This is a genomic window from Corynebacterium aquatimens, from assembly GCF_030408395.1.
In the GTDB taxonomy this organism is placed as follows: domain Bacteria; phylum Actinomycetota; class Actinomycetes; order Mycobacteriales; family Mycobacteriaceae; genus Corynebacterium; species Corynebacterium aquatimens.
The window spans coordinates 2,223,367-2,247,104 of sequence record NZ_CP046980.1; the positions used below are offsets into that span (position 1 = coordinate 2,223,367).

At 59.9% G+C, this 23,738-nt stretch carries 8 protein-coding genes; 4 read left to right on the plus strand and 4 right to left on the minus strand.

The window, feature by feature from the left end:
• Complete coding sequence (locus CAQUA_RS10070; protein WP_196825239.1) at window positions 1-2,685, minus strand: Rib/alpha-like domain-containing protein; 2,685 nt, start codon at window positions 2,683-2,685, stop codon at window positions 1-3.
• Window positions 2,686-2,754: 69 nt separating this feature from the next.
• Entirely contained in the window at window positions 2,755-5,508 is a 2,754-nt protein-coding gene (locus tag CAQUA_RS10075) for a hypothetical protein (protein WP_196825238.1), read from the minus strand.
• A 347-nt stretch (window positions 5,509-5,855) separates the two neighbouring features.
• Here CAQUA_RS10075 and CAQUA_RS10080 point away from each other — a divergent pair, with 347 nt between their 5' ends.
• Complete coding sequence (locus CAQUA_RS10080) at window positions 5,856-9,908, plus strand: Ig-like domain repeat protein (protein ID WP_196825237.1); 4,053 nt, start codon at window positions 5,856-5,858, stop codon at window positions 9,906-9,908.
• Between the two features lie 82 nt (window positions 9,909-9,990).
• On the opposite strand, the gene CAQUA_RS11250 is transcribed toward CAQUA_RS10080, so the two are convergent.
• Window positions 9,991-10,092 (minus strand): toxin-antitoxin system HicB family antitoxin, encoded by a 102-nt coding sequence (locus CAQUA_RS11250; RefSeq protein ID WP_435383915.1) that lies wholly within the window; start codon window positions 10,090-10,092, stop codon window positions 9,991-9,993.
• Between the two features lie 45 nt (window positions 10,093-10,137).
• Window positions 10,138-10,323, minus strand: coding sequence for an antitoxin HicB (locus tag CAQUA_RS11255; RefSeq protein WP_331273460.1), 186 nt, complete (start codon window positions 10,321-10,323; stop codon window positions 10,138-10,140).
• A 264-nt stretch (window positions 10,324-10,587) separates the two neighbouring features.
• On the opposite strand from CAQUA_RS11255, the gene CAQUA_RS10090 reads away from it, so the two are divergent.
• From CAQUA_RS10090 to CAQUA_RS10100, 3 genes are all read left to right on the plus strand, one after another.
• Window positions 10,588-17,067 (plus strand): beta strand repeat-containing protein, encoded by a 6,480-nt coding sequence (locus CAQUA_RS10090; RefSeq protein ID WP_196825236.1) that lies wholly within the window; start codon window positions 10,588-10,590, stop codon window positions 17,065-17,067.
• 31 nt (window positions 17,068-17,098) lie between these two features.
• The gene (locus CAQUA_RS10095) at window positions 17,099-17,920 is read left to right on the plus strand and encodes a hypothetical protein (protein ID WP_196825235.1); all 822 of its coding nucleotides are present in this window, start codon (window positions 17,099-17,101) and stop codon (window positions 17,918-17,920) included.
• Between the two features lie 584 nt (window positions 17,921-18,504).
• Window positions 18,505-23,460, plus strand: coding sequence for an Ig-like domain repeat protein (locus tag CAQUA_RS10100; RefSeq protein ID WP_196825234.1), 4,956 nt, complete (start codon window positions 18,505-18,507; stop codon window positions 23,458-23,460).
• Window positions 23,461-23,738: the final 278 nt, after the last annotated feature.

Sequence of the window (23,738 nt, forward strand, 5' to 3'; positions counted from 1 at the left end):
TTATTTCGGACCGAACTGGTTCCACGCGAAGAACCCGGCGCCGATTCCAATGACGGTGAACAAGATGCCAAGCAGCACCTTCAGCCACGTCGGCGCGGAGGAGCCTTGGTTCTGCTCCTTTTGTGAAGAACCGGAGGACTGCTTCTCGGTCGTTGTACTTGGCTGCGCACTGGTCGTAGTAGTTGTGATCGTCGGCGCAGTAGCCGAGGTAGTCGCAGTTGTGGTTTGTACGCCTGTCGTCGGTTTCGTACCGGCGGTGGACGTTGCCGTTGCCGTTGCCGTTGCCGTTGTCACCGCCTTCACCGGAACGGTCACCTCCACCTGATCGGCCGTGCCATCCGGATACGCAATCTTGATCGTTCCCTTATTGTCTCCGCTCTTGGTCAAATCAGGCTTTTGATCCCACGAAACGACAGTGCCGCCCGGCAGCTTATCGACATTCGCGATCAGGCCCGCCGGCGCAGGAAGCTTGCCGTCACTGACCGTCGGCACCGTGCTAATCGGCTTCGGGTTGTACGTGTCGGCGTCCGACTTAGTCTCGGTGGCCGTTGTCGTTGCCACTGCCGTAGCCGTAGTGGTGTTCGTTGCCGTTGCCGTCGGCTTCGTAGGAGCCGCAGTAGTCGTCGGCTTGGTGCCAGACGTGGTTCTAGGCGTAGTAGCTGCCGTGGAAGTAGCGGATGTGGTCGTAGTGGCCTTACCGGAAGTCGTCGTGGAGGTAGCGCTCGACGCCGCAGTCGTGGTGGAAGTCGTCGAGGTAGCAGCCGTTGACGTGGCGGCTGAGGTCGTGGTCGTAGGTGCCGTGCTTGTTGCGGCGCTCGTCGTAGTTGGAGCAGCAGCCGATGTAGTGCTCGGGTTCGAGCTCTTTGGCTTCTCGACGATCACCTTGACCGGCACCTCGTCAACAGAGCCGTCCGGGTAGGTCACCACGACGGTGGCGTCCTGCTCACCTTCCTTCGTGAAGTCGGGCTTGTCCTTCCACTCGTACTTGGTGCCGTCCGGCAGGTCACCAGCGTTGGCGATGTAGTCTTCCGGCTTCGGATCTTCGGAACCAATGACGACCGGGGCAGGATTTGTATTGGCCTCCGGCTCGTTCACCTCGGCTTGGGGCTCCTCCGCGTAGACCTTGAGCGTCTGGGTGTCCTCGCTGCCCTCGAACTTCTCCTTGTCCCCGGGCACGAAAACTGCACGAATCGTACGGTCGCCCTCATTCTCAAGGACAGCATCGATGGATCCGTTGCCCTCATCGTCGACGTCACTACCGTCGATAAGCGTCTCGCCGTCGTAGAAGTCGATGCGGCCTGCAGCAGCCGGGGCAACCTTGGCTTTCAGCGGAGTGAAATCACCCACGACTGCGTACTTAGGAACCTCCAGCTCCAAGGTGGTCGTGGCTGCCGGCTCGACGACCGTGACATTGCCCTTGCCAGTGGAGTTGTTCACGCCCGGAGTCGTGGACGTGAACTCGAGGGTGAGCTCAGGCGTGCCCGGCTCATCGAATTTCACGTTCGCGATCGACGCCTTGCCCCCTGTCACGGAAGCACCATTCACAATAACCCTGTCTCCATGCTTCACGGTCACGGTACCGCTGGCGTTGGACGGGGTAACGGTGATCTCGAGGTTCCCCGCTTGCTTAGCGACGAACTTCTGGTTGGCCGCAACCTTAACTGTGGAGTTGGTGCGCTGCTTGCGGTCCGGAAGCTTCGGCTCCGCAACGCGAATGTAGCCGTTGTCCATGAGACGGAGGAAGTGGGTCGGGCCCGTGCGGAACTTGAAGTAACCCATCTGCGATAGGTAAAGACCCGGTGTCGTCGGGGCTTTGAAGTCGCCCTCGATCACGAACGTGCGGTTGAGGTTGCCCAACGTGCTATACGCGTCCAACGCGACGTAGCCGGGGTTCACCTTCGGCGCAGTACCGCGCCAGGTGAATGCGTAAAACGCGCCATACTTCACCTCACCGGTCGTGCCCCAAATAGAACGGGAATCACCACCGCCGTTCTCCAACGACGCGGTACCGTCGGCCTTACCACGCCGAATGATGTTCTTGCCCGTGTCATCGGTGCGACGACCTGCGACGTAGGTCGCCCCTGCTGGCGGGTTGATACCAATTTCGTAGGTCACGGTTCCGGCATCCACCACCTTCATGGTGACCTGCTGGGTGTACGCCGCACCAGGCTGAACCACGAACGGCTTGGCTTGAGTTCCTGTTACGAGGTTGGAACCGGACTTGAATCGGGAATCGTAAATTTCATCATCCGACCCGTCGTACGGGCCCGCCTTGATAATTGGCTGAATGTCGACGGCCGTCGTGAAGGTGCGATTGATGTCGGCACGCGGGTTGAATCCCTGCGGGTCGACGTAGCGGGCGATGACCTTGTGTTGGCCGTAGGACTTTGGAGTGATCCTCGCAGCTGCGGTACCGCCGGAAACAGAAACGGTAGCGACAGGAACGTTGTCCAGGAAGAACTGAACTTTGGAACCCGTTTCAGCGTTCGGGACTGTCACGGTGAAGTTCGCGGGAGTGTTGTACTTGACGGTCGCCGGGCCCTCGGTGAAGGAGAGCGCAGAGTTCTGCGCCTGCGCCACGGCGGCGGAAAGAACGGACGTGTTCGGAGCGGTCACGGGGCTGATGGCTACGGCCAGGGAGGTCAGCCCGGCGATAGCCAGGGTGGAGATCCTGCGGTTTTTCATGAGATTCCTTATGGGTGTGCGGTGGTGGGAAACGAATGAAGGGGCTACCTGCCAGGTAGCCCCTTGGGGTTAGAACGGCAGTGGGATGTTGAACTGCTTTGCACCCCATGCAGCGGCAGCGCCGAGGCCGAGGCCCGCGAGCAGGGTGCCCAGGATGATCCACAGGACCGACAGGTCAGCGTTGGAGGATGCGTTCTTGGTCGTGGGGTCTGCAGCGTCCGGGGTCGACGGCCTAGGTGCTGGGGTGGTGGTCGCCGGCGTGGTGGTCGTCGGCGTGGGAGTCGTGCTGCCCGGGGTGCTGGGGTTCTCAGTCGGCTTCGTGTTCGTTGCGGGAGCAGCAGGCTTATCGACGGTCACCTGGAGCTTCTTCGGGTCGCGCTTGGCGCCAAGGACAAGGCTGGTGGGGACGCCACCCGGTGCGCTGATCACTGCAACGGCGGAGGTGCCTTCAGTCAGCGTCGGACGGAACGTAGCTGTGCCCTTCGCATCGGTAGTAGCGGTAAGGGTTTTCTCACCGATGGTCATCTCAACCGGGGTGTTCGCGGCCGGTTTGCCAACGTCATCCTTAACGGTGACTTCAATGGGCATGGTGACCTCAGTCGGAGCGAGAGTCAGCGTGACCTTGGCCGGTTCAGCGCCCTGCTTGGCTGTGACGACGGCGGACTGCGCGTCGTCGCTGCCCTTGAGCGCTACCGCGAAGGTTGTGTCCTCACCCTCGGTGACCTTCACGGGTACGGTCGCCTTACCGTCGGCATCGGTGGTGATGGAGCGTTCCGCGCCAGCGACGGTGAGCGCATGCGTTTTGTTCTTCGAAAGCGAGCCGTCGGCGTTTTTCACCGTGACCTCAATGGCCTGGTCAATCTCTTGCGCGGCCATGGTGAGCTCCACTTGGCCGACGCGCTCGCTGGCGCCGAAGAGCCTCGTGGTCTTCACGGTCTCAGGGGTCTCAGCCAGAGCAACGCGAAGGGCCTCCGACGCGTTGGACTTGATGGTGCGGATCAGCGTGATTTTTCCATGCTTATCGACGGTTCCCTCTACAGCGGTTCCGTTCACCATCAAGTTGACCTTTGTACCCTCCGGCAGGGTTTCGCCGGTAGCTCGCTTGACGGTGACCTCGGCCTTACGGGTCACGTCAGTAACCTCAACGGTGTCATCGTCTTCAGCCTGTACGGTGCGGACCAGCTCGGCCGTTGTGGTCTTGCCCGGGGCAAGCGTCACGTCTGCGGAAGAGGTCTCCTCCTCGACGAGGTACACCGAACCGTTTGCGGTCTGTCCCTCGGTGACGTTGGTCTTGAGCGTAGCGACGCCCTCGGCGTTGGTCTCTGCGATCACCGGCTGCGCACCCTCGGTGCGCAGCGCGACCTTCGTGCCCGCCGGCGGGGTGGCGCCGTTGGAGTCCACGACGGTGACGTTTACAGTCGACTCCACCTGTCGGGCCTGTTTCTGCAGGGTCACAGCTACCGGCTTAGCGTCAGCCGCACCGACGAGCTGCACGGTATCGGTGACCGAAGAATCGTCGGCAAGCGAAAGGCGAAGATTCGCCTTCTGGTCCTCCTGGAGCGTGCGGGTGATCGTCGCAACACCGTTGGCGTTGGCGGTGACCTGGTCGTTGCTGCCGACCTTCACCACCGCGTTCGGGATCGGGTTGCCACGGAAGTCCTTCACGGTGACGTTCACCGTGGCGTCGTAACGCCCGCGCGGGAGCTTCAGTGTCGCGGTGCGTTCCGCCTCCGGCTGCGCGGTGGCCTGGCCCTTGAGGGTGACGGTTTGCTTGACCGACGGGTTGTCCGCCAGCGCGATGGTGACCTGCTTGGACGCGCCATCCTTGATGGTCTCCTCCGGCAGCGTGGCTGTACCACCCGCACCGAGCGTTACCGTTCGCCTGGTTCCATCGACCGTGATGTCAACCTTGGTGCCGGCAGCAACCGGCTCGTCCTTGTAGTTCACAACCTTGACCACGGCCGCAGCCTTGCGGTCCGGCGCCGCGGGCTTGACGATCTTCACCGCGGGGAACGGCGTCGCAGGCACCTTCGGGTTGGAGGAGTCGTTCTCCGACAGGCCGCAGCGCGCGAAGGCGGACACGTCCGCACTAATCGGGCCGTAGGATCCGGTCGCGTCAGCGTACACCTGGACGAAAGCAGTAGACGGGAACTTGTCCGGGTCAGACTTGTCAAAGTAAGGCTGAATAGTCGCACCCTCAGTGTTACCCGCCTTCATCTTCAGGGTGACAACCGGCATGTCTGCAACCCACAGGTTCCCGCCGTCGACCGCTTCGAGGCCGCCGTGCTTCCAGTTCCTATCGTTGCTCTCGCCAACCTCCCACTGGGTAACGTCAGCCCCGCCCTCACCGTAGAAGTGGAGGCGGTTGCCTTCAATGCGCGCCTTAATCTTCGGGTCTCCGCCCTTAAGCTCAACCTTTTCTACGGTCGCATTGCTCGGGAGATCGATCCAAAGGTTCATTTGCGACCCCCGCTTGACTGTCGCAATGGCGATCTTCTTCGGCGCGCCAACCTTGCCGATATCCATCACATAGTCAAATTTTTCACCCGGAACGACCGTGGTTGGTGCCGTAACTTTCGATTTGAAATGAAGATCTTCTTGGTTGGAGTAGTTGTAAGTTTTCTCGGCCGCTCCGATTACCCTTTTTACTACGACGTTCATTCCAGTGCGCTTCGCCTGGATCTTGCAGGCGATCGGCACCATCATTTCTGTCGTTTTGATGTTCGTGCCCTGCGCTTGAGCATGCGGCGCAGCCACCAGCCCGCCGGTAAGAGCCACAGCAGTGGCCGAAGCCAGTACGGCGCGAGTGATTTGGTTACGCATTGCGTGAGATCTCCCCTGATCGGTGAATGTATTCCGAAGAAATTTGAAGCTACCTGCCAGGCCAAGGATAAGTGAGCCTGTCAACAAAAACGCCCCCAGTAGCTACAAAACCGTAGGTATTAACCTACTCTTCACCTGCTCATTAGCTTCCCGTTTACAATCCCGTGGAGTTCAGTCCCCGCGAGTAGATGAACATTCAGCTAACTTTTCTTTATTGTCCTACGATCGGCCTGACAGTGGCAATACAGGGCTTTATGATCAATACATCCGTTGTAGTTACGGGCTCTAAAGTGACGCTTCCGCTTCTCGACGATCACCCGTGAGCCCCACGAAAGAAAGCGCCACACATGCCCAAGCGTTTCCCATTCCGAACCGCCATCGCCGGTCTGACCGCCCTGGCCATCGCCTCCCCCGTCGTCGCCCCGGTGAACACCTCCTTGCTCGCCGCAGCCGTTGCCCAGGTCCGCGAGGATCTGTCCACTCGCAACAAGCTGGTGTTCAAGGCTCGCCCAAATACCCCATCTGACAACCCCGCCGAGGTCGCTTACAGGACCGAGGGCACCTTCTCGGTTCAGGTCCCCAACCCGGAGCCAAACAGCAAGGTCCAGTTCTTCCTCGACGGCGTAGCCCAAGGCGAACCGGTTGCAATCACGAACGGCTACGCCTCCATCACGGTGAAGCCGACGTCATTCACTACCGACGCCTTCAAGCACGTCGTCACCGCACGTTACGTTGACCCCAATGGATTCAACGTTCGCGCTGATGTGACCAAGGAATTTGCGACCAAACTGACCGAGGCGGCCGTACCAAAAGAAGTGAAGTCGCAAAACATCACAGATGAGGAGATCAGGGACAACCGGTACTCATTCACCATCAATGGTTCCAGCAAAACGGACAGCAATCCCCTAGCTTTGAAGCAGGGCCAAGAATTCACCCTGACCGGATCTAATAGCTTCTCTGGACGTGGCTTCACCAACGTTTGGGAGATCGGCCTAAACCCACCCTCAGGAACTGAGTTCGTATCGGCTAAGCGCACGGACAGAACCGCCAGTGTTGCTTACCAAGGCGCTGACTCCAACGGCGTGGGCATCCGAGTGCATCAGGACGCGGACGGAAACTGGGGAGTGCCCGGAAATCCGAAGGCAAACCCCGGCAACGCGTTTATTACCTTCCGCCCGGATGACTTCAAAATGTACAATGCCCAAAAAGCTGAGGTAGAAGGAAAGTTCAAGGCACCGCAAACCCCGGGTATCTACTACCCTCAGTTCGCCATCTTTAAGTACACCGGAATAACAGGTGGCAATAAGACGCGCTACATGCACCGCATGGACACCGCTGTGTTCCGAGTCACTTCGCCGGAGCTGCCAGAGCGCTACCTCCGCAAACAGGTGACCGTCGCCTTGGCCCCCGAACAAAAGCTTCAGGCTACCGTCGACGGCACCTTGGTAGCGACTGTTTCGCCCAAAGCATCAGGAACGGTGACGTTTATCCGCCCAGGTTCCAACGGCACGCAAGACGAGCAGCTGGGCACAGCAGGAATCGTGAACGGCGAAGCGAAACTTTACCCAGTAAACTTCGAAACCCACGGCGAGCAGGACATCAAGCTTAAGTTCATCCCAGCTCAAGGCACCGACTGGGCGGAGTCTGAGGGAACCGGGCAGGTGTATGTCGAGCACGCTCCGGCGCAGGCTACCAGTATCACCCTTACTCTGCCTTCGGAAACCGTCCAGGGTGTCAAGTTCGATGCCTCTGCCTCGGTCGATCAGAAAGTCGATGGAACGATCCAGTTCTACTCGGTGGTAGAAGAGCAGGGTACCAAGATCGACGTAAAGTACGGCGAACCCATCCCGGTCAATGAAGCAAACGACTGGACTGCAAAGGTCCAGCCACAGCTGTTCAAACTCGGTCTGCAAACCGCCAAGGCCGTCTTCACGCCTAATGACACCAAGGCCTACAAGGGTTCCGAAAAGACCCAGGACATCTATATCAAGCAGCCGACGACGACAATCACCCTCTCAGCCGAAGAGGGTAAGAAGGTCGGCGAGGATGTCAAAATCACCGCCAAGATCGACCCAGCTGTGGCTGGCACGATCGTTTTCACCGACGGTGATAAGGCATTGGACACCAAGTCGGTCGCCGCTGGTACGAGCGAAGTTACAATCACTAAGTCGTTCAATACTGCCGGAAGTCACGCGCTGAAAGCTGTGTTCACTCCGCTCGACAACGTGACATACCCGACCGCTGAAAGCACGACAAATCTGGTTATCGGCGACCGGAACAAGATCGACACGACGCTTGAGCTTCGCTCGGACAAGTCTGAGCTGACCGTGGGCGAATCCGCCATCGTCACCGCTAAGGTTCCTACCGGAGTCGAAGGCCGCGTGATGTTTGACGACGGCACCGGTGTCCAAGCTTTTGCGCCGGTGGACCCAGCCACTGGTGAGGCGAAGTTCACCTACATCCCGCGCACCGACGGCAAGAAGACAGTCCAGGCTGAGTTTGTCCCCATCAACGCATCTGCAGCCACCCACAACGGCACGACGAAGAGCGTCGACATCACCGTGAAAGCGGCAAGCAGCGTTAATCAGGATACGAACCTCGTGCTCACCGGCCCGAAGTCCGTTACCGAAGGCGACTCAATCACGCTGACAGCCTTCGTCAACCCGAGGGGCGCCACGGGAACCGTTCAGTTCTCAGATGGAACCGGTCCTATCGGAGAGGCAGTCACGATCAAGAACGGCAAAGCGGAAATCACCGTGCCTAATGCATCGCTTGGTGACTACCAGTACATGGCAGCGTACAACCCGACCGGCGCCTTCAACGCCACGCTCCCAGCGACGCACGCCGTGAAGGTCAACCCGAAACCAGCTCCGGTGACCAATACCGTGACCGCGACGGCTACCCCATCCACCGTCACCACCACGGCAACAACGACCAAGACGGAGCCGACCACAACCACCAAGGTCGAATCGACAACGACTACGGAGACAACCACCGTCGAGAAGCCGACGACCATTACGTCGGTGACGACCAAGACCGAACCGACCACAACCACCAAGGTCGAATCGACAACGACTACGGAGACAACCACCGTCGAGAAGCCGACGACCATTACGTCGGTGACGACCAAGACCGAACCGACCACAACCACCAAGGTCGAATCGACAACGACTACGGAGACAACCACCGTCGAGAAGCCGACGACCATTACGTCGGTGACGACGAAGACGGAACCGACCACAACCACCAAGGTCGAATCGACAACGACCACGGAAACGACCACCACAACGGCTACCCCGTCAACCGTGACCACCACGGCAACAACGACCAAGACGGAGCCGACCACAACCACCAAGGTCGAATCGACAACGACTACAGAAACGACCACCACAACGGCTACCCCGTCAACCGTGACCACCACGGCAACAACGACCAAGACGGAGCCGACCACGACCACCAAGGTCGAGCCGACTACGACTACGGCGACGACCACCGTTGAGAAGCCGACGACCGTCACGTCGGTGACGACCAAGACCGAGCCGACCACGACCACCAAGGTCGAATCGACAACGACCACGGCGACCACCACCGTCGAGAAGCCGACGACCGCTACGGCCACGACGACTGTCGGTGAGGTCACCAAGTCGACAACGGCAACGACGACGGAGACGAAGACGGATACAACGACCGTCGAGAAGCCAACGACGCTCTCCACGACGGTGAAGGAGACGGCGACTGAGACCGTCGAGAAGCCGACGACTGTGGTGAAGCCGACGACCGTGACGGCCAAGGAAACGGTGACCACAAAGGAAACCGCAACCGAGCGTGCGACGACCACTGTGGACCGTCCGACGACCGTCACAGAGAAGGAGACCGTCACCACGACGGCGACCAACAATGTGACCACCACGCAGCAGGTCCCAGGTGCGACGGGTACGCTTCCGGCGCCGGCTGTGGATGCGTCGAAGGTTGTGGAGACCCCCGCTGGCCGCGACGTCACGCTCACCGCGTCCACGACGCCGGGTACGAAGGGCGAGATCGTCTTTGTGACCAAGGACGGCCAGGTCCTGGGCAAGGCGCCTATCGGCAAGGACGGCACCGCGAAGCTGACCCACAGCTTCACCACTCCGGGTTCCTACGAGATCCAGTCCTACGTCCAAGCACCCGACGGCACGAAGGGCCAGAAGTCCCCGAGCTTCACCGTCACCGTTGCGGACAAGGGCGGCTCGAGCGTCAAGCTCGGTGCAGGCTCCGCGGACAGCTCCAGCACGGACAACAAGACCGCGCTCTACGCCGGAATCGGTGTTCTGCTGGCCTTCCTGCTGGGCGCGATCAGCATCGCTCTGCTGGGTCACCCGGCTGTGAAGAAGTTCTTCGCGAGCATCGGGATTCACTACTAAGCGCGACTCAGTAAACGCGTAAAAGAGCGGCAGGAGAGTTGGACTCCTGCCGCTCTTTAACGTTGTTAGGGCCTTCCACGACTTACGTCTTTGCCAACTTGTAACTCACCCAAGCATTGAGGGAAACGCCTTCGCGCGCTGCATCCATGCAAAGTTCCCGGTGAAGGGAGCTGCTTATCCGCACGTTGAACTTGCCGGAATAATCACGTTGACCGAGAGGAGCAGGGGGTTACTCACCGTTACTTCGCATGTCCTCAAGAATCTCTTCGATGAGGTTCCGCATTCCATCTTGCGATCCCTGAAGAGTGGAATCCAACCATGAAAGACGAGGGAACTCCGCTACCGTGGTGACGAATTCGCGGTCCTCCTCTGACCAGAAGGTCTGGTACGTATATTTTTCGGCAGTGATAGTCATGACCGGCCTCCTTCCCTTTCGTTCATTTTCTCGATAGCCGCCAGCACCAAGCAACCCTAGGGTTTTCGCTCTACGACGCGCTAGATCCAGCCAGCGTCACCTGGGAAATGAACAAGACCTGAACGCTTCTTGAATTTTTATATTTCCGCTGGTCATAAACCTTCGAAGAGGTGACATCAAAACCTGCTGTCTATAACCTTGGTGTATCCATATAGCCAGCCCCGTTGCGCAGCTGAGAGGGGCTTTTAGACAAGAGGTATCAACGTGTCCCGTCGTCTCCCCTTCCGTACAGCTATTGCTGGTTTGACCGCCCTCACCATCGTCACCCCATCCATCTATCCGGCAGGCCTATCCCCCATCGCCATCGCGCAGGTACGTGAGGATCACTCGGAAGAGAACCAGCTCTCTTTCAATCAACCTCCCGCAACAGTTGCGTACAACACCGCCGCCAACTTCACCGTCAACGTCCCCAACGCCGACGGCGGGTCCGTGCAGTTCTTCCTGGACAATGTCGCGGTCGGCACCCCAGTAACCGTGACTGGCGGCCAGGCGATCGGCACCATCACGCCGAAGTCCTTCTTGGAGCACACCGTCACGGCCCGCTTCGTGGACAAGAACGGCTTTAACCCGCGTGAAGACGTCACGGTGAACTTCAACACGCCGGTGAACATCCCGCCGGAGCGGAAGAGCGGCAACAGCCCGGAGTACGACAGCTATACTTCGACGGTCAACGGTAAGACCGGCACCGTGGACAACCCAGTGTCGATCCAACCTGGGACCGAAATAACCGTCCGTGGCGTCATGAACGTGCCGTCGTCTTCAAAGATCTACGAATTTGGTTTGAACCCTGCTCCTGGGGCGGCTTTCGTCTCGGGCAAATCAATCACACCAAATAAGACCAAGTTGAAAAGTCCTCTGGGCACCTGGGAGGGCTCCAACCTCCCGGTAAACCCAGGCTTCTTCGCCGTGCTCCTCGAGCCGGGCTTGTTTACCAACTACTCAGGAAACCAAACCGTGGAGGGCAAGTTCACGGCCCCGACCACTCCAGGTGTCTATTTCACTCAACTTGCGACCTACAAGTACTTCAACAACTCCACATATTTCCTGCGCCGCTTGGATGATTCGGTGTACCGCGTCGAAAAGCCGGAGCTGCCAGAAAAGAACCTGCGCAAAGAGGTAACGATCGAGGTACCTGCCGGGCAGACGTTCGAGGCGAATGTTGAGGGCGAACTGAAGGCTACGGTCACCACGCCTGGTGCGAAAGGCACCGTCGTGTTCACGGTCGGCACGACCAAGTTGGGCTCCGCCACCGTTGCTGATGACGGCACAGCGACGATCAAGCACACCTTCACCGAAGAGGGCACTCCAACCGTCAAGGCAACATTCACGCCGAAGGCTGGCACGAACTGGGCGGAGTCCTCGGCAACCGAGACCGTCACAGTGAAGGCTCCGGCTGGTAAGACGCAGTCCACGATCAAGTTCGTCGACGCCCCGACCACAGGTACGGCCAACGGAGCACTGACGCTTCCGGTCCAGGTCGGTCCCACCAACATTCCCGGCTCCATCCAGCTGTTTGAGGTCGCCGAAGACGGAACCGAAACACCCGTTGCAGGCGCCACAGCAACCGTGACCGATGCAGACAACACCGCGCAGCTGACCTACACCCCGACCTCTGCAGGGACGAAGAAGCTCAAGGCTGTGTTCACCCCCAACGACACGGCAAACTTCATTGGCAGCAACGCAACGCTCAACGTCGAGGTCGCAAAGAAGGGCACGACGCTCACGCTCGACGGCACACCGACCGAAGGCGTTGCGGGTGAAGAACTGACGCTGACCGCAACCGTGGCCAACAACGTCCCCGGTACGGTCCAGTTCTACGACACCACCGGCGACACCGACACCAAGATCGGCAACGCCGTGCCGGTCACCGCAGAGAACAACAAAGCCACCACGGCGTACACCCCGGCAACGTCGGGCACGAAGAACATCAAGGCCGTCTTCACCCCCACCAACCAGGACGCTTACAACGGCACCGAAGCAACTGGCGAGATCGAGGTCGCCAAGAAGGCCACCACGCTCACGCTCGACGGCACACCGACCGAAGGCGTTGCGGGTGAAGAACTGACGCTGACCGCAACCGTCGGCAACAACGTCCCCGGTACGGTCCAGTTCTACGACACCACCGGCGACACCGACACCAAGATCGGCAACGCCGTGCCGGTCACCGCAGAGAACAACAAAGCCACCACGGCGTACACCCCGGCAACGTCGGGCACGAAGAACATCAAGGCCGTCTTCACCCCGACCAACACGAACGCGTTCAACGGTACCGACGCAACCGTCGACATTGAGGTCGCAAAGAAGGCCACCACGCTCACGCTCGACGGCACCCCGACCGAAGGCGTTGCGGGTGAAGAACTGACGCTGACCGCCACCGTCGGCAACAACGTCCCCGGTACGGTCCAGTTCTACGACACCACCGGCGACACCGACACCAAGATCGGCAACGCCGTGCCGGTCACCGCAGAGAACAACACAGCAACTGCGCCCTACACCCCGGCAACGTCGGGCACGAAGAACATCAAGGCCGTCTTCACCCCGACCAACACGAACGCGTTCAACGGTACCGACGCAACCGTCGACATTGAGGTCGCAAAGAAGGCCACCACGCTCACGCTCGACGGCACCCCGACCGAAGGCGTTGCGGGTGAAGAACTGACGCTGACCGCCACCGTCGGCAACAACGTCCCCGGTACGGTCCAGTTCTACGACACCACCGGCGACACCGACACCAAGATCGGCAACGCCGTGCCGGTCACCGCGGAGAACAACACAGCAACTGCGCCCTACACCCCGGCAACGTCGGGCACGAAGAACATCAAGGCCGTCTTCACCCCGACCAACACGAACGCGTTCAACGGTACCGACGCAACCGTCGACATTGAGGTCGCAAAGAAGGCCACCACGCTCACGCTCGACGGCACCCCGCAAACCGGAACCGTCGGTGAGGAACTGAACCTGACCGCCACCGTCGGCGACAACATCCCCGGCTCGGTGCAGTTCTACGAAGTCGTCGACGGCACCCAAACCGAAATCGGCCTCCCCGCGGATGCACCCGCCGGCACCGCCACCGCGACGCACACGCCGACCAGCGACGGCAACAAGACCTACAAAGCCGTCTTCACACCCACCAACCAGGATGTTTACAACGGCGACGACGCAACCTGGACCGTCAACGTCGCCAAGAAGACCGTCGGTTTCACGCTCGAAGCGGAAAGCGACAAGTTCGCCGGCGACCAGATCACGGTTACAGCAACCGTTGACCCTGCCCTCGAAGGCACCGTCGAGTTCTTCGATAACGGGGTGTCGATTGGTACGGCGACCGTCGATAAGCAAACTGGCGTTGCCACCTTGACCGATACTTTCACCACCGGCAACCACCCGCTGTCCGCTGTGTTCACGCCGCAGGATTCGGCTACGTACAACAGCCCCTCGGCAAACACCAACCTCTACGTCAAGGAGCGCGGCCGCAAGGCCACCACAACGACGGTGACCGCGGACCCGAACCAGGTCACCCTCGGCCAGTCCACCACGCTCACCGCGAACGTCACCCCGGGTGTGCAGGGCCACGTGATCTTCTCCGACGAGGATGGCTCCCTGGGCTGGGCCCCAGTAAACAATGGCGCCGCTTCGTTCACTTACATGCCGAAGTCCGGCGGCACCAAGACGGTCACCGCCCAATTCGTCCCCACCGGCGGCGCCGTGGACACCCACAACGGATCGAACGGCTCAACCACCGTCACCGTCGACGCTTCTAACGTGCCCACGCAACAGACCACCATCGCCCTGATCGGCCCCGCGAAAGACTACGTCGGGGAGAACTTCACCCTCACCGCCATGGTCGCCCCAAGGGAGGCGAAGGGCACAATCACGCTTTACGACGGCCCCAACCAGGTAGACAGCCAATCCCTCAGCGATGGTCGCGCGAAATTCACCGTAAGCCGCAACAATCCGGGGTCCTACGAGTTCAAAGCCGTGTTCGTCCCTGAGCAGAACAGCCCGTACGCTACATCCGAAGACTCACACGCGGTCACCATCGACGAGAAACCTGTCACGACCACCACCGTCTCCACCACCACAACCGAGCCGACGACGGTCACCAACATCACCACCACAACCGAGCCGACGACGGTCCGTGAGACGGAAACCAAGACCGAAACCACGGTCACGACTGAGCCGACGACGCTTCGCGAGACCGAAACGAAGACCGAAACCACGGTCACGACCCAGCCGACCACGGTCATCAACACCACGACCACGACTGAGCCGACGACGGTCACCAACACCACGACCACGACGGAACCGACGACGCTTCGCGAGACGGAAACGAAGACCGAAACCACGGTCACGACCCAGCCGACCACGGTGACTAACACCACGACCACGACTGAGCCGACCACGATCCGCGAGACGGAAACCAAGACCGAAACCACGACCAACACCACGACCACGACTCAGCCGACCACGGTCACCAACACCACCACCACGACTGAGCCGACCACGATCCGCGAGACCGAAACCACGGTCACGACCCAGCCGACCACGGTCACCAACACCACCACCACGACTGAACCGACCACGGTCCGTGAGACGGAAACCAAGACCGAGACCACCACCACGACTCAGCCGACCACGGTCACCAACACCACGACCACGACTGAGCCGACGACGGTGACCAACACCACGACGGAAACCAAGACCGAAACCACGGTCACGACCCAGCCGACCACGGTGACTAACACCACCACCACGACTGAGCCGACGACGGTCCGTGAGACGGAGACGGAAACCAAGACCGAAACCACGGTCACGACTGAGCCGACGACGGTCCGTGAGACGGAAACCAAGACCAACACCACCACCACGACTCAGCCGACAACGGTGACCAACACCACGACGGAAACCAAGACCAACACCACCACCACGACCCAGCCGACCACGGTGACTAACACCACGACCACGACTGAGCCGACCACGATCCGCGAGACCGAAACGAAGACCGAAACCACGGTCACGACGGAACCGACGACGCTTCGCGAAACCGAGACCAAGACCGAAACCACGGTCACGACCCAGCCGACCACGGTCACCAACACCACGACCACGACTGAGCCGACCACGATCCGCGAGACGGAAACCAAGACCGAAACCACGACCAACACCACGACCACGACTCAGCCGACCACGGTGACTAACACCACGACCACGACTGAGCCGACGACGCTTCGTGAGACGGAAACCAAGACCAACACCACGACCACGACTGAGCCGACCACGATCCGCGAGACCGAGACGAAGACCGAAACCACGGTCACGACCCAGCCGACCACGGTGACTAACACCACGACCACGACTGAGCCGACCACGATCCGCGAGACCGAAACGAAGACCGAAACCACGGTCACGACGGAACCAACGACGCTTCGCGAAACCGAGACCAAGACCGAAACCACGGTCACGACCCAGCCGACCACGGTGACTAACACCACGACCACGACTGAGCCGACCACGATCCGCGAGACGGAAACCAAGACCGAAACCACGACCAACACCACGACCACGACCCAGCCGACCACGGTGACTAACACCACGACCACGACTCAGCCGACCACGGTCACCAACACCACGACCACGACTCAGCCGACCACGGTCACCAACACCACGACCTCGACTGAGCCGACGACGGTCCGTGAGACGGAAACCAAGACCAACACCACGACCACGACTGCGCCGACGACGGTGACCAACACCACCACCACGACTGAGCCAACCACGGTCACCAACACCACAACCACGACTCAGCCGACCACGGTGACTAACACCACGACCACGACTCAGCCGACGACGGTCCGTGAGACGGAGACGGAAACCAAGACCAACACCACCACCACGACTGAGCCGACGACGCTTCGCGAAACCGAGACCAAGACCGAGACCACGGTCACGACTGAGCCGACGACGATCCGCGAGACGGAAACCAAGACCGAGACCACGGTCACGACTGAGCCGACGACGGTCCGGGAGACGGAAACCAAGACCGAGACCACGGTCACGACTGAGCCGACGACGGTGAAGGAGACTGAGACAGTCAACAAGCCGACTACGGCGAAGGAAACGGTCCGGGAGACGGTGACGGAGACGGTGGCTCCGGTCGTCGATAAGCCTGCGGCTCCTGCGGTTGACGCGAGCGAGGTCAAGGAGACTGAGCTTGGCCGCATGATCACGCTTGTTGCGGGTACGGCGCCGGGTACAAAGGGGACGATGCACTTCGAGCTGATCGATGGAACGCCGCTGGGCGAGGCTGCGATCGGGGCGGATGGAACCGCGCGATTCACGCACACCTTCACTACGCCAGGTGTGTATGAGATCCACTCCTACGTCAAGAGCGCGAACGGCGTCAAGGGTGGCTACTCCGTACCGTTTACGGTGACGGTCGCAGAAAAGAACGTGGCACCGGGAACGTCGAGCGCTGGGGCGTCCAACGCATCGAGCACTGAATCGAAGACCGGGTCGAGCAACGACTCGAAGACTGGGTCGAGCCTGAGCGAAAATGGATCCAGCAAAACCGGGATTTACGCTGGTATTGGTGTTATTATCACGTTCTTGTTGGGAACGATTGGTTTGGTGGTTCTGAAGCACCCGGCGGTGCGGGACTTCTTTGCCAGCATCGGTATCCGTTATTAACCACGCACACCCCTGGGGAATTGAGGAAGCTATGACACTCCACTCCGCACGCCGCGCACTGATTGCTGGGGCGACCGCCGCGTCCGTAGTTGTTGCGGGCCTTACTGCGCCGAGTTCTGCGCTAGCGAAGGATCTCAACGGTGCAACGGCTGAGGTCACTGAAACCATTGACACGGACATCATCGAAGACACCGAGGATGTTGACTCCGTGGACATTGGTCCGGAGCTTGTATCAGCACTGGGGCAGCCGGTCCCCGCGTTTGCCGGATTCATCCCGCCAGCAGTTTTAGGCGGCGTGACCAAGCTGTTGGCAAAGGTTGACCCGGGCACGGTGGGCCAGGTGCAGTTCGTCCTGGAGAACGGGACTCCGCTGGGCGCCGGCGACATCGATGCTGACGGCAACGCCTCCTACGACTGGACTGCGGTGAAGACGGGCACCTACCGCATCAAGGCCCGCGTGCTGGGCCCCGCTGATGCCACAGGGATTCGCCCGGAGGGACCGTTCACGGAGCTTTTCGACGTCCACGTGCTGCGCCCCGGTAGCTCCATCAACGTGGAAGTTGAAGGTGGTGTGGACAACACCGCCGGGATCGGCGGGGCGCTTGGAATCGCGGCCAGCCTGGTCCTCCTCCTGGGCAGCCAGACCTACATCCCGTTCCTCAACTCGGTGATCACCACCTCACAAAAGCAGCTGGGCATTTTCAACGAGGACCTGGCCAACCAGGTACAGCGTGGCCTGCCGATGGTTGGCGGTGTGCTGGGCTTGATCGCCCTGGCCGCGTCGATTGGCACTCTGGCCAAAGCGGGCGTTGACGGGTCTTTGAAGGTCACCAGCTCGAAGGTGGAAAAGTAGCACTCCCTAGCCGTACCTCAGTTTTGGCCGGCGACACCGGTCTGCATGTTCGACGCCCGTAGCGGTGAATGCTGCGGGCGTCTTTGCACAAGCGGTTTTGCTCGGGAGTGTGGTGGGGTTGGTGCTGGGATCAGCAGGGACGTCTGACGATTTTGACACCGTCGGCTGAAGTTTCTGGGTCCAGCAGATAAACTTGCAGGTCAAAAACGTGCATAATTACTTATAGGTCGTGCGGGTGTTAGCGGTGTCAGGATGTCTCTGAATACATGCCAAGCGTATCCAACAGACAGCCGCGATCGGAAGGATCTAGCTTTCAGGGTGTCGGAAGTGATCGGGAGCGATCGGCAGTGACCGATCGACAGAGAACGACGGCGATCGGCCAGAGTGTTAATCCGATGAAACACACGGTGGAAGTGAACTAGACCTGAACACTCGCGGAAGTTTTGAAGAATCCGCTGGTAAGAAACTATTAGGCCCGTGCCAATTCCGTGGAAACGATTTAAGGTCAAGACATACCCCTGTTCTTTCCTGCCCATAAGCATCCGCGCGTGGGTGGGGCGACTACTTCACGAGGTTGAATTTCCATGGCTAAACGCTTCCCCATCCGCACCGCCATCGCTGGCCTGACCGCCCTGGCAGTGGCAACCCCGGTGATCGCACCGGTGAACACCGCTGTTCTTTCCGCTTCAGTGGCCAATGCCGCAGAAAAGGTTTCAGTGGCCGGTCCCGATTCACTCAAGATCAAGGAGTCTGCAACCTACACCGCAACCGTCCCCGAGGCCACCAGCGGTAAGGTCCAGTTCTTCCTCGACGGTGTTCTGGTTGCTACCGAGGATGTCAACGATCAAGGCGTTGCCACCGCCCAGATCACGCCTAAGTCTTACGGTGACCACACTTTGGTCGCCCGTTATGTGATCACGGTGAACAACGAAGATTTCAACGTCAACCCTGATGACACGAAGACCATCAACACGCCGTTCCCGACAAAGTACCAGATGAACGAATCTGGTGGCACCAACGACGATGGTGATACCTACACCAACTTCGCCATCAACGACAAGACGAGCTCCCTGGACAACCCAGTCGAGTTGCAGCCCGGCGAAGAATACAAAATCAATGGCCGCATGACCAGCCAACGGGGTGGCCTGGGCAACTACGGGCGACTGTATGAAGTCGGGTTTAACCCTCCAGTCGGTTCGGATTACGTCGAAGGCAGTGCTCTGCAGTACAACGCCAACAGCCCGGGAATCGATACCTCGATGGTGGTCAAGACCCGCGCCAACGCGAACGGCGTCACCCAAACTGACTACAGCGTTAGGGGCACTTATGGGCCCAGCTGGGGACAGCGTCTTTACAACAACCGGCTCTGGCCTACGGTCAACCAGGGTTACGTCGGTCTGCAAAGCACTAGGGACTACAACACGAGCGCTGGGCGCCAGTGGAACATCGAGTCCAAGTTCACCGCTCCCGACATTCCTGGTATCCACGTTCCGGAATACGCGGTGTACAAGTACCGCGACAACCTCCACGTGCTTCAGCCGATGAATGAGGCCGCGTTCAAGATCGCTCCGAAGGAGCTTCCTAAGCGAAACGAGCTGCCCACCGCAGCAGAAAGCTCCGTCAAGCTTGCCGATAATCAGACGCTCATTGCTACGCGCAAAGGCACGGTTACCGCGGAGGTTACGCCTGCGGACGCGACTGGAAAGGTGACATTCACCAACGACACAATTACAAAGACGGTCGACGTGAAGGACGGCAAGGCCGTTCTGGAGGACGTTGTTTTCGACCAAGGTGGCGATCAAACCTTCGCCCTCTCCTTCGCACCGGATAAGCCGCTCTGGAAGGCATCCAACGGATCCGGCAAGGTCACGGTCAATCCTCTGGTCAACACCACACTGACCGCTACCCCTGACACCCAGCGCGTCTACGCAAACGAGACTTTTGATCTGAAGGTCGAAGCTAATGATGCTGCAGCCAAGGGCACGTTGGTTCTGCTCGAGGGTAACAAGGAAATCGCGCGCGAGGACAACTTCACCGGTTCCAAGACGTTCACCGGACTGACCCTCGCCCCAGGCAAGCACACGCTCAAGGCCAAGTTCACCGCGGACACCACCACGGCGTACACGGATTCTGAGGTTGAGGCCACGGTGAATGTTGCTCAGAAGCCTGAGACCATGTTGTCTGCGCCTTCCAACGCGACAACCGATCAGGATGTCACCTTGGAAGCTACCGTGAACCCAGCGGTTGCCGGTGAGGTGGAATTCTTCGACGGTAACGAGTCCCTGGGCAAGGCTACGAACTACGACCCGGCAACCGGTAAGGCCTCCATCACGCGGAAGCTGGAGGAAATCAAGACCTACAACGTCACCGCAAAGTTCACGCCGAGCGATACAACGCTTTACGACGTCAGCACGTCCACTGCCCAGCAGATCACCGTTAAGGCTCCGGACCCCAAGACGCCTACGCTGACAGTGACTGCAGATAAGAACGCTGCAACCACTGCTGACGAGGTGAAGCTGACGGCCACCGTCAACCCGGACACCGCTGCAGGCACCGTCCAGTTCAAGAACAACGGCGAGAACCTCGGAGAGCCCAAAACTGTCACCGACGGCAAGGCAGAACTGACGCAGAAACTACCTGTTGGAACCAACTCCATCACCGCAGAGTTCACCCCTACCGACTCCGCTGCGTTCACGAACGCAAGCACGACTCAGCCCGCAACTGTCCAGGTGAAATCCATTCCCACCGTTACCTACACAGGCCCGGCGAAGCACAAGTTCGGGAGCAGCAAGCTCTGGATGGAAGCGACTGTCACGGACGAAGCTGGCCAGCCGATCAATGGTGGCAAGGTCGAGTTCATCCTCAACGGCACCACGCTGCCGAACCCACAGGATGTCGTCAACGGTGTAGCAAAGTACGACAAGACGTTCAACAACACTGGCGACGACAAAGAACACACGCTCAGGATGAGGTACATCCCGGCGGCTAACTCCAACTACGCTGAGGTGTCTGGCGAGGGCAAGTTCACCGTCGTCAAGCCTGTTCAGCCAACCGTAGCTGTTGCTGCCGACAAGACTGCGGCTGGCCCAAAGGACGAGGTGAAGCTCACGGCGACCGTTAACCCAGGCACCGCAGCAGGTACCGTTCAGTTCAAGAACAACGGCACCAACATCGGCAAACCGGTCACCGTCGACGGCGGCAAGGCTGAGCTCACGCAGAAACTTCCGCTGGGCACGAACAACATCACCGCCGAGTTCACATCGTCGGATGAGTTTGCTTCCAACAACGCGAGCTCCCAGGCTCCCGCAACCGTTACTGTGAAGATGCCTACCACCGTGGCCTACACCGGCCCGGCGCAGAGCCCCGCTGGCACGAAGCTGGACATGCTGGCAACAGTCAAGGACGAGGACGGCAATCTTGTTAACGGCGGCGACGTTGAGTTCATCCTCGACGGCACCCCACTTCGCGATCCGCAGCCGGTCAACAACGGTGTGGCGAAGTACGATAAGACTTTCACTGAGGTGAAGACGCACCAACTGACGCTGAAGTACATTCCGGCAGCGAACTCGAACTACGCCGGTTCCAAAAACACCACTGCCGCACCGATCTCGATTCAGGACGCAACGAAGATCACCCCGACGGTGACCGTGTCCGACCAGACCGGCGACAAGAACGTTGGCGACGAAGTCACCCTGACTGCCAAGGTTGATCCAGCCACGGCAGGTTCGGTTGAGTTCTTCAACGGCAACGACACAATCCCCGGCACCGTTGCGTACGACGCAAACACTGGTGTGGCAACGCTGACCACCAACAAGCTCCCCGCTGGTGCGTACGCAGTCAACGCGAAGTTCACCCCAGCAGACACGACGACCCACAACGCGTCGACGTCATTGGCTGCGAAAACGTTCAACGTGAACAAGATCAAGCCGGGCGTTACCGTCACCGCACCGACCGAAGACAAGCTCACCACTGATGAGATCACCATCGAAGCGACCGTGGACGCTAAGGTCCCGGGCCAGGTGACCTTCCACAACGGCGACACGGAGCTGCCAGGCACGGTCACGTACGAGGCAGATTCCGGCAAAGCAACCCTGACGGGCAACCTGCCGGCTGGCGACTACACGGTCACCGCGAAGTTCACCCCACAGGATCCGGCTACTTACGAGGAGAGCACTTCCGATGCTGCTCCTAAATTCACGGTGAAGGCGCCGGCGACGGCCCCGACGGTCACAGTGACCGCACCTACCGAGGAAAAGACCACCGAGGACGACGTCACCCTGACCGCAAAGGTTGATCCGGCATCGGCTGGTACCGTCGAATTCTTCAACGGCACCACCTCCCTGGGCACCGCAGCAGTGACCAACGGAACCGCCACCCTGACCACGAAACTGGCAGAAGGCGACTACACCGTCACCGCGAAGTTCACCCCGGCGGCAGACAACACCACCGGAACGGAAGCAACCTCGCAGACACCGGTCATGTTCACCGTCAAGGCTGCAACTGTCCCGCCGACGTCGACAACGACCACCACGTCTGCAACCACGACCACGTCTGCAACCACGACCTCGGCTGCACCGACGTCGACTACGTCTGCAACCACAACCACGGCTGCACCGACAACCACAGCTGTCCCGACGTCGACTACGTCTGCAACCACGACCACGGCTGCTCCAACGACCACCACGACGTCGGCAACCACGACCACGGCCGCTCCAACGACCACCACGACGTCGGCAACCACGACCACGGCTGCTCCAACGACCACCACGACGTCTGCAACCACGACCACGGCTGCTCCAACGACCACCACGACGTCGGCAACTACGACCTCAGGTGCTCCGACGACCACCACGACGTCTGCAACCACGACCACGGGTGCTCCGACATCGACCACCACGACTAAGGCTGCTCCGACAACAACCACTCTGGTTGGAAAGGTCAAGGGCATCACACCAGGAACCCAGGTCCGCGTCACGCTGCCAACCGGCGGCACTGTAGACGTGACCGTTGCATCCGACGGCACGATCACTCTTGAGAACGTTCCGTCCACAACCGGCACTGTCACCGTGGAGGTCCTTGACACCAACGGCGTGCCAACCGGAACCAAGGAAACGATCAAGGTCGAAAAGAAGAAGGATTCTCCGAAGAAGGGTGGCTCCTCCATCAAGCCGGAGGGCGAAGTCAATGTTGGTGCCATCGTCGGTGGCGTCCTGGGCGGTCTGCTGGGCCTGGCAATCATGATTGGTAGCCAGACCAACAACCAGGCGATCAAGGACGCGATCACCAACGTCCAGAAGCAGCTGGGTATCCACGACCCGAATCTGGCCCGCCAGATTGAGGCTGGTCTGCCGGTCTTCGGCGCCGTAGCTGGTATCTCTGGCCTAGTCACGGCTCTCGTGTCCATCGCTAACGCCCTCAAGCTCACCCTGCAGAAGACGGATGAGAACGGAAACGTCACCGAAACCAAGCCGCTGCACAGCAGCAAGAAGGACGGCGACAACCACGGAGGCCAGAACAGCTCCTCCAACATCATCAAGTAACCCACACATCGGCCCCGCCTAAAGGCCGATGGAGCGAAGGGACGCTTGAGTCGCGAGAAATCGCGGCTTAAGCGTCCTTTTCTTATGCTTCCTGTGCGCAGAACACCCTGCCGCACTTCCGCCTTTTACGGCAGACTCCTCGTTCCGGATCTGAAACATGTGAACAACACCTGAACAGTAGCGGAATTTTCGGAAATGCGCTGGTCACGGAAATAATTTTCGATGCGTAACAGGAAGATAACGGTTACGCTTTTGGGCAACCCTGTCTAAAACCTGGT

Bases quoted from the DNA above. Each gene is read 5' to 3' on its own strand.
- CAQUA_RS10070 (WP_196825239.1), bottom strand. From the start codon at position 2,685: ATGAAAAACCGCAGGATCTCCACCCTGGCTATCGCCGGGCTGACCTCC.
- CAQUA_RS10095 (WP_196825235.1), top strand. From the start codon at position 17,099: ATGACACTCCACTCCGCACGCCGCGCACTGATTGCTGGGGCGACCGCC.
- CAQUA_RS11255 (WP_331273460.1), bottom strand. From the start codon at position 10,323: ATGACTATCACTGCCGAAAAATATACGTACCAGACCTTCTGGTCAGAG.
- CAQUA_RS10080 (WP_196825237.1), top strand. From the start codon at position 5,856: ATGCCCAAGCGTTTCCCATTCCGAACCGCCATCGCCGGTCTGACCGCC.
- CAQUA_RS10100 (WP_196825234.1), top strand. From the start codon at position 18,505: ATGGCTAAACGCTTCCCCATCCGCACCGCCATCGCTGGCCTGACCGCC.
- CAQUA_RS10075 (WP_196825238.1), bottom strand. From the start codon at position 5,508: ATGCGTAACCAAATCACTCGCGCCGTACTGGCTTCGGCCACTGCTGTG.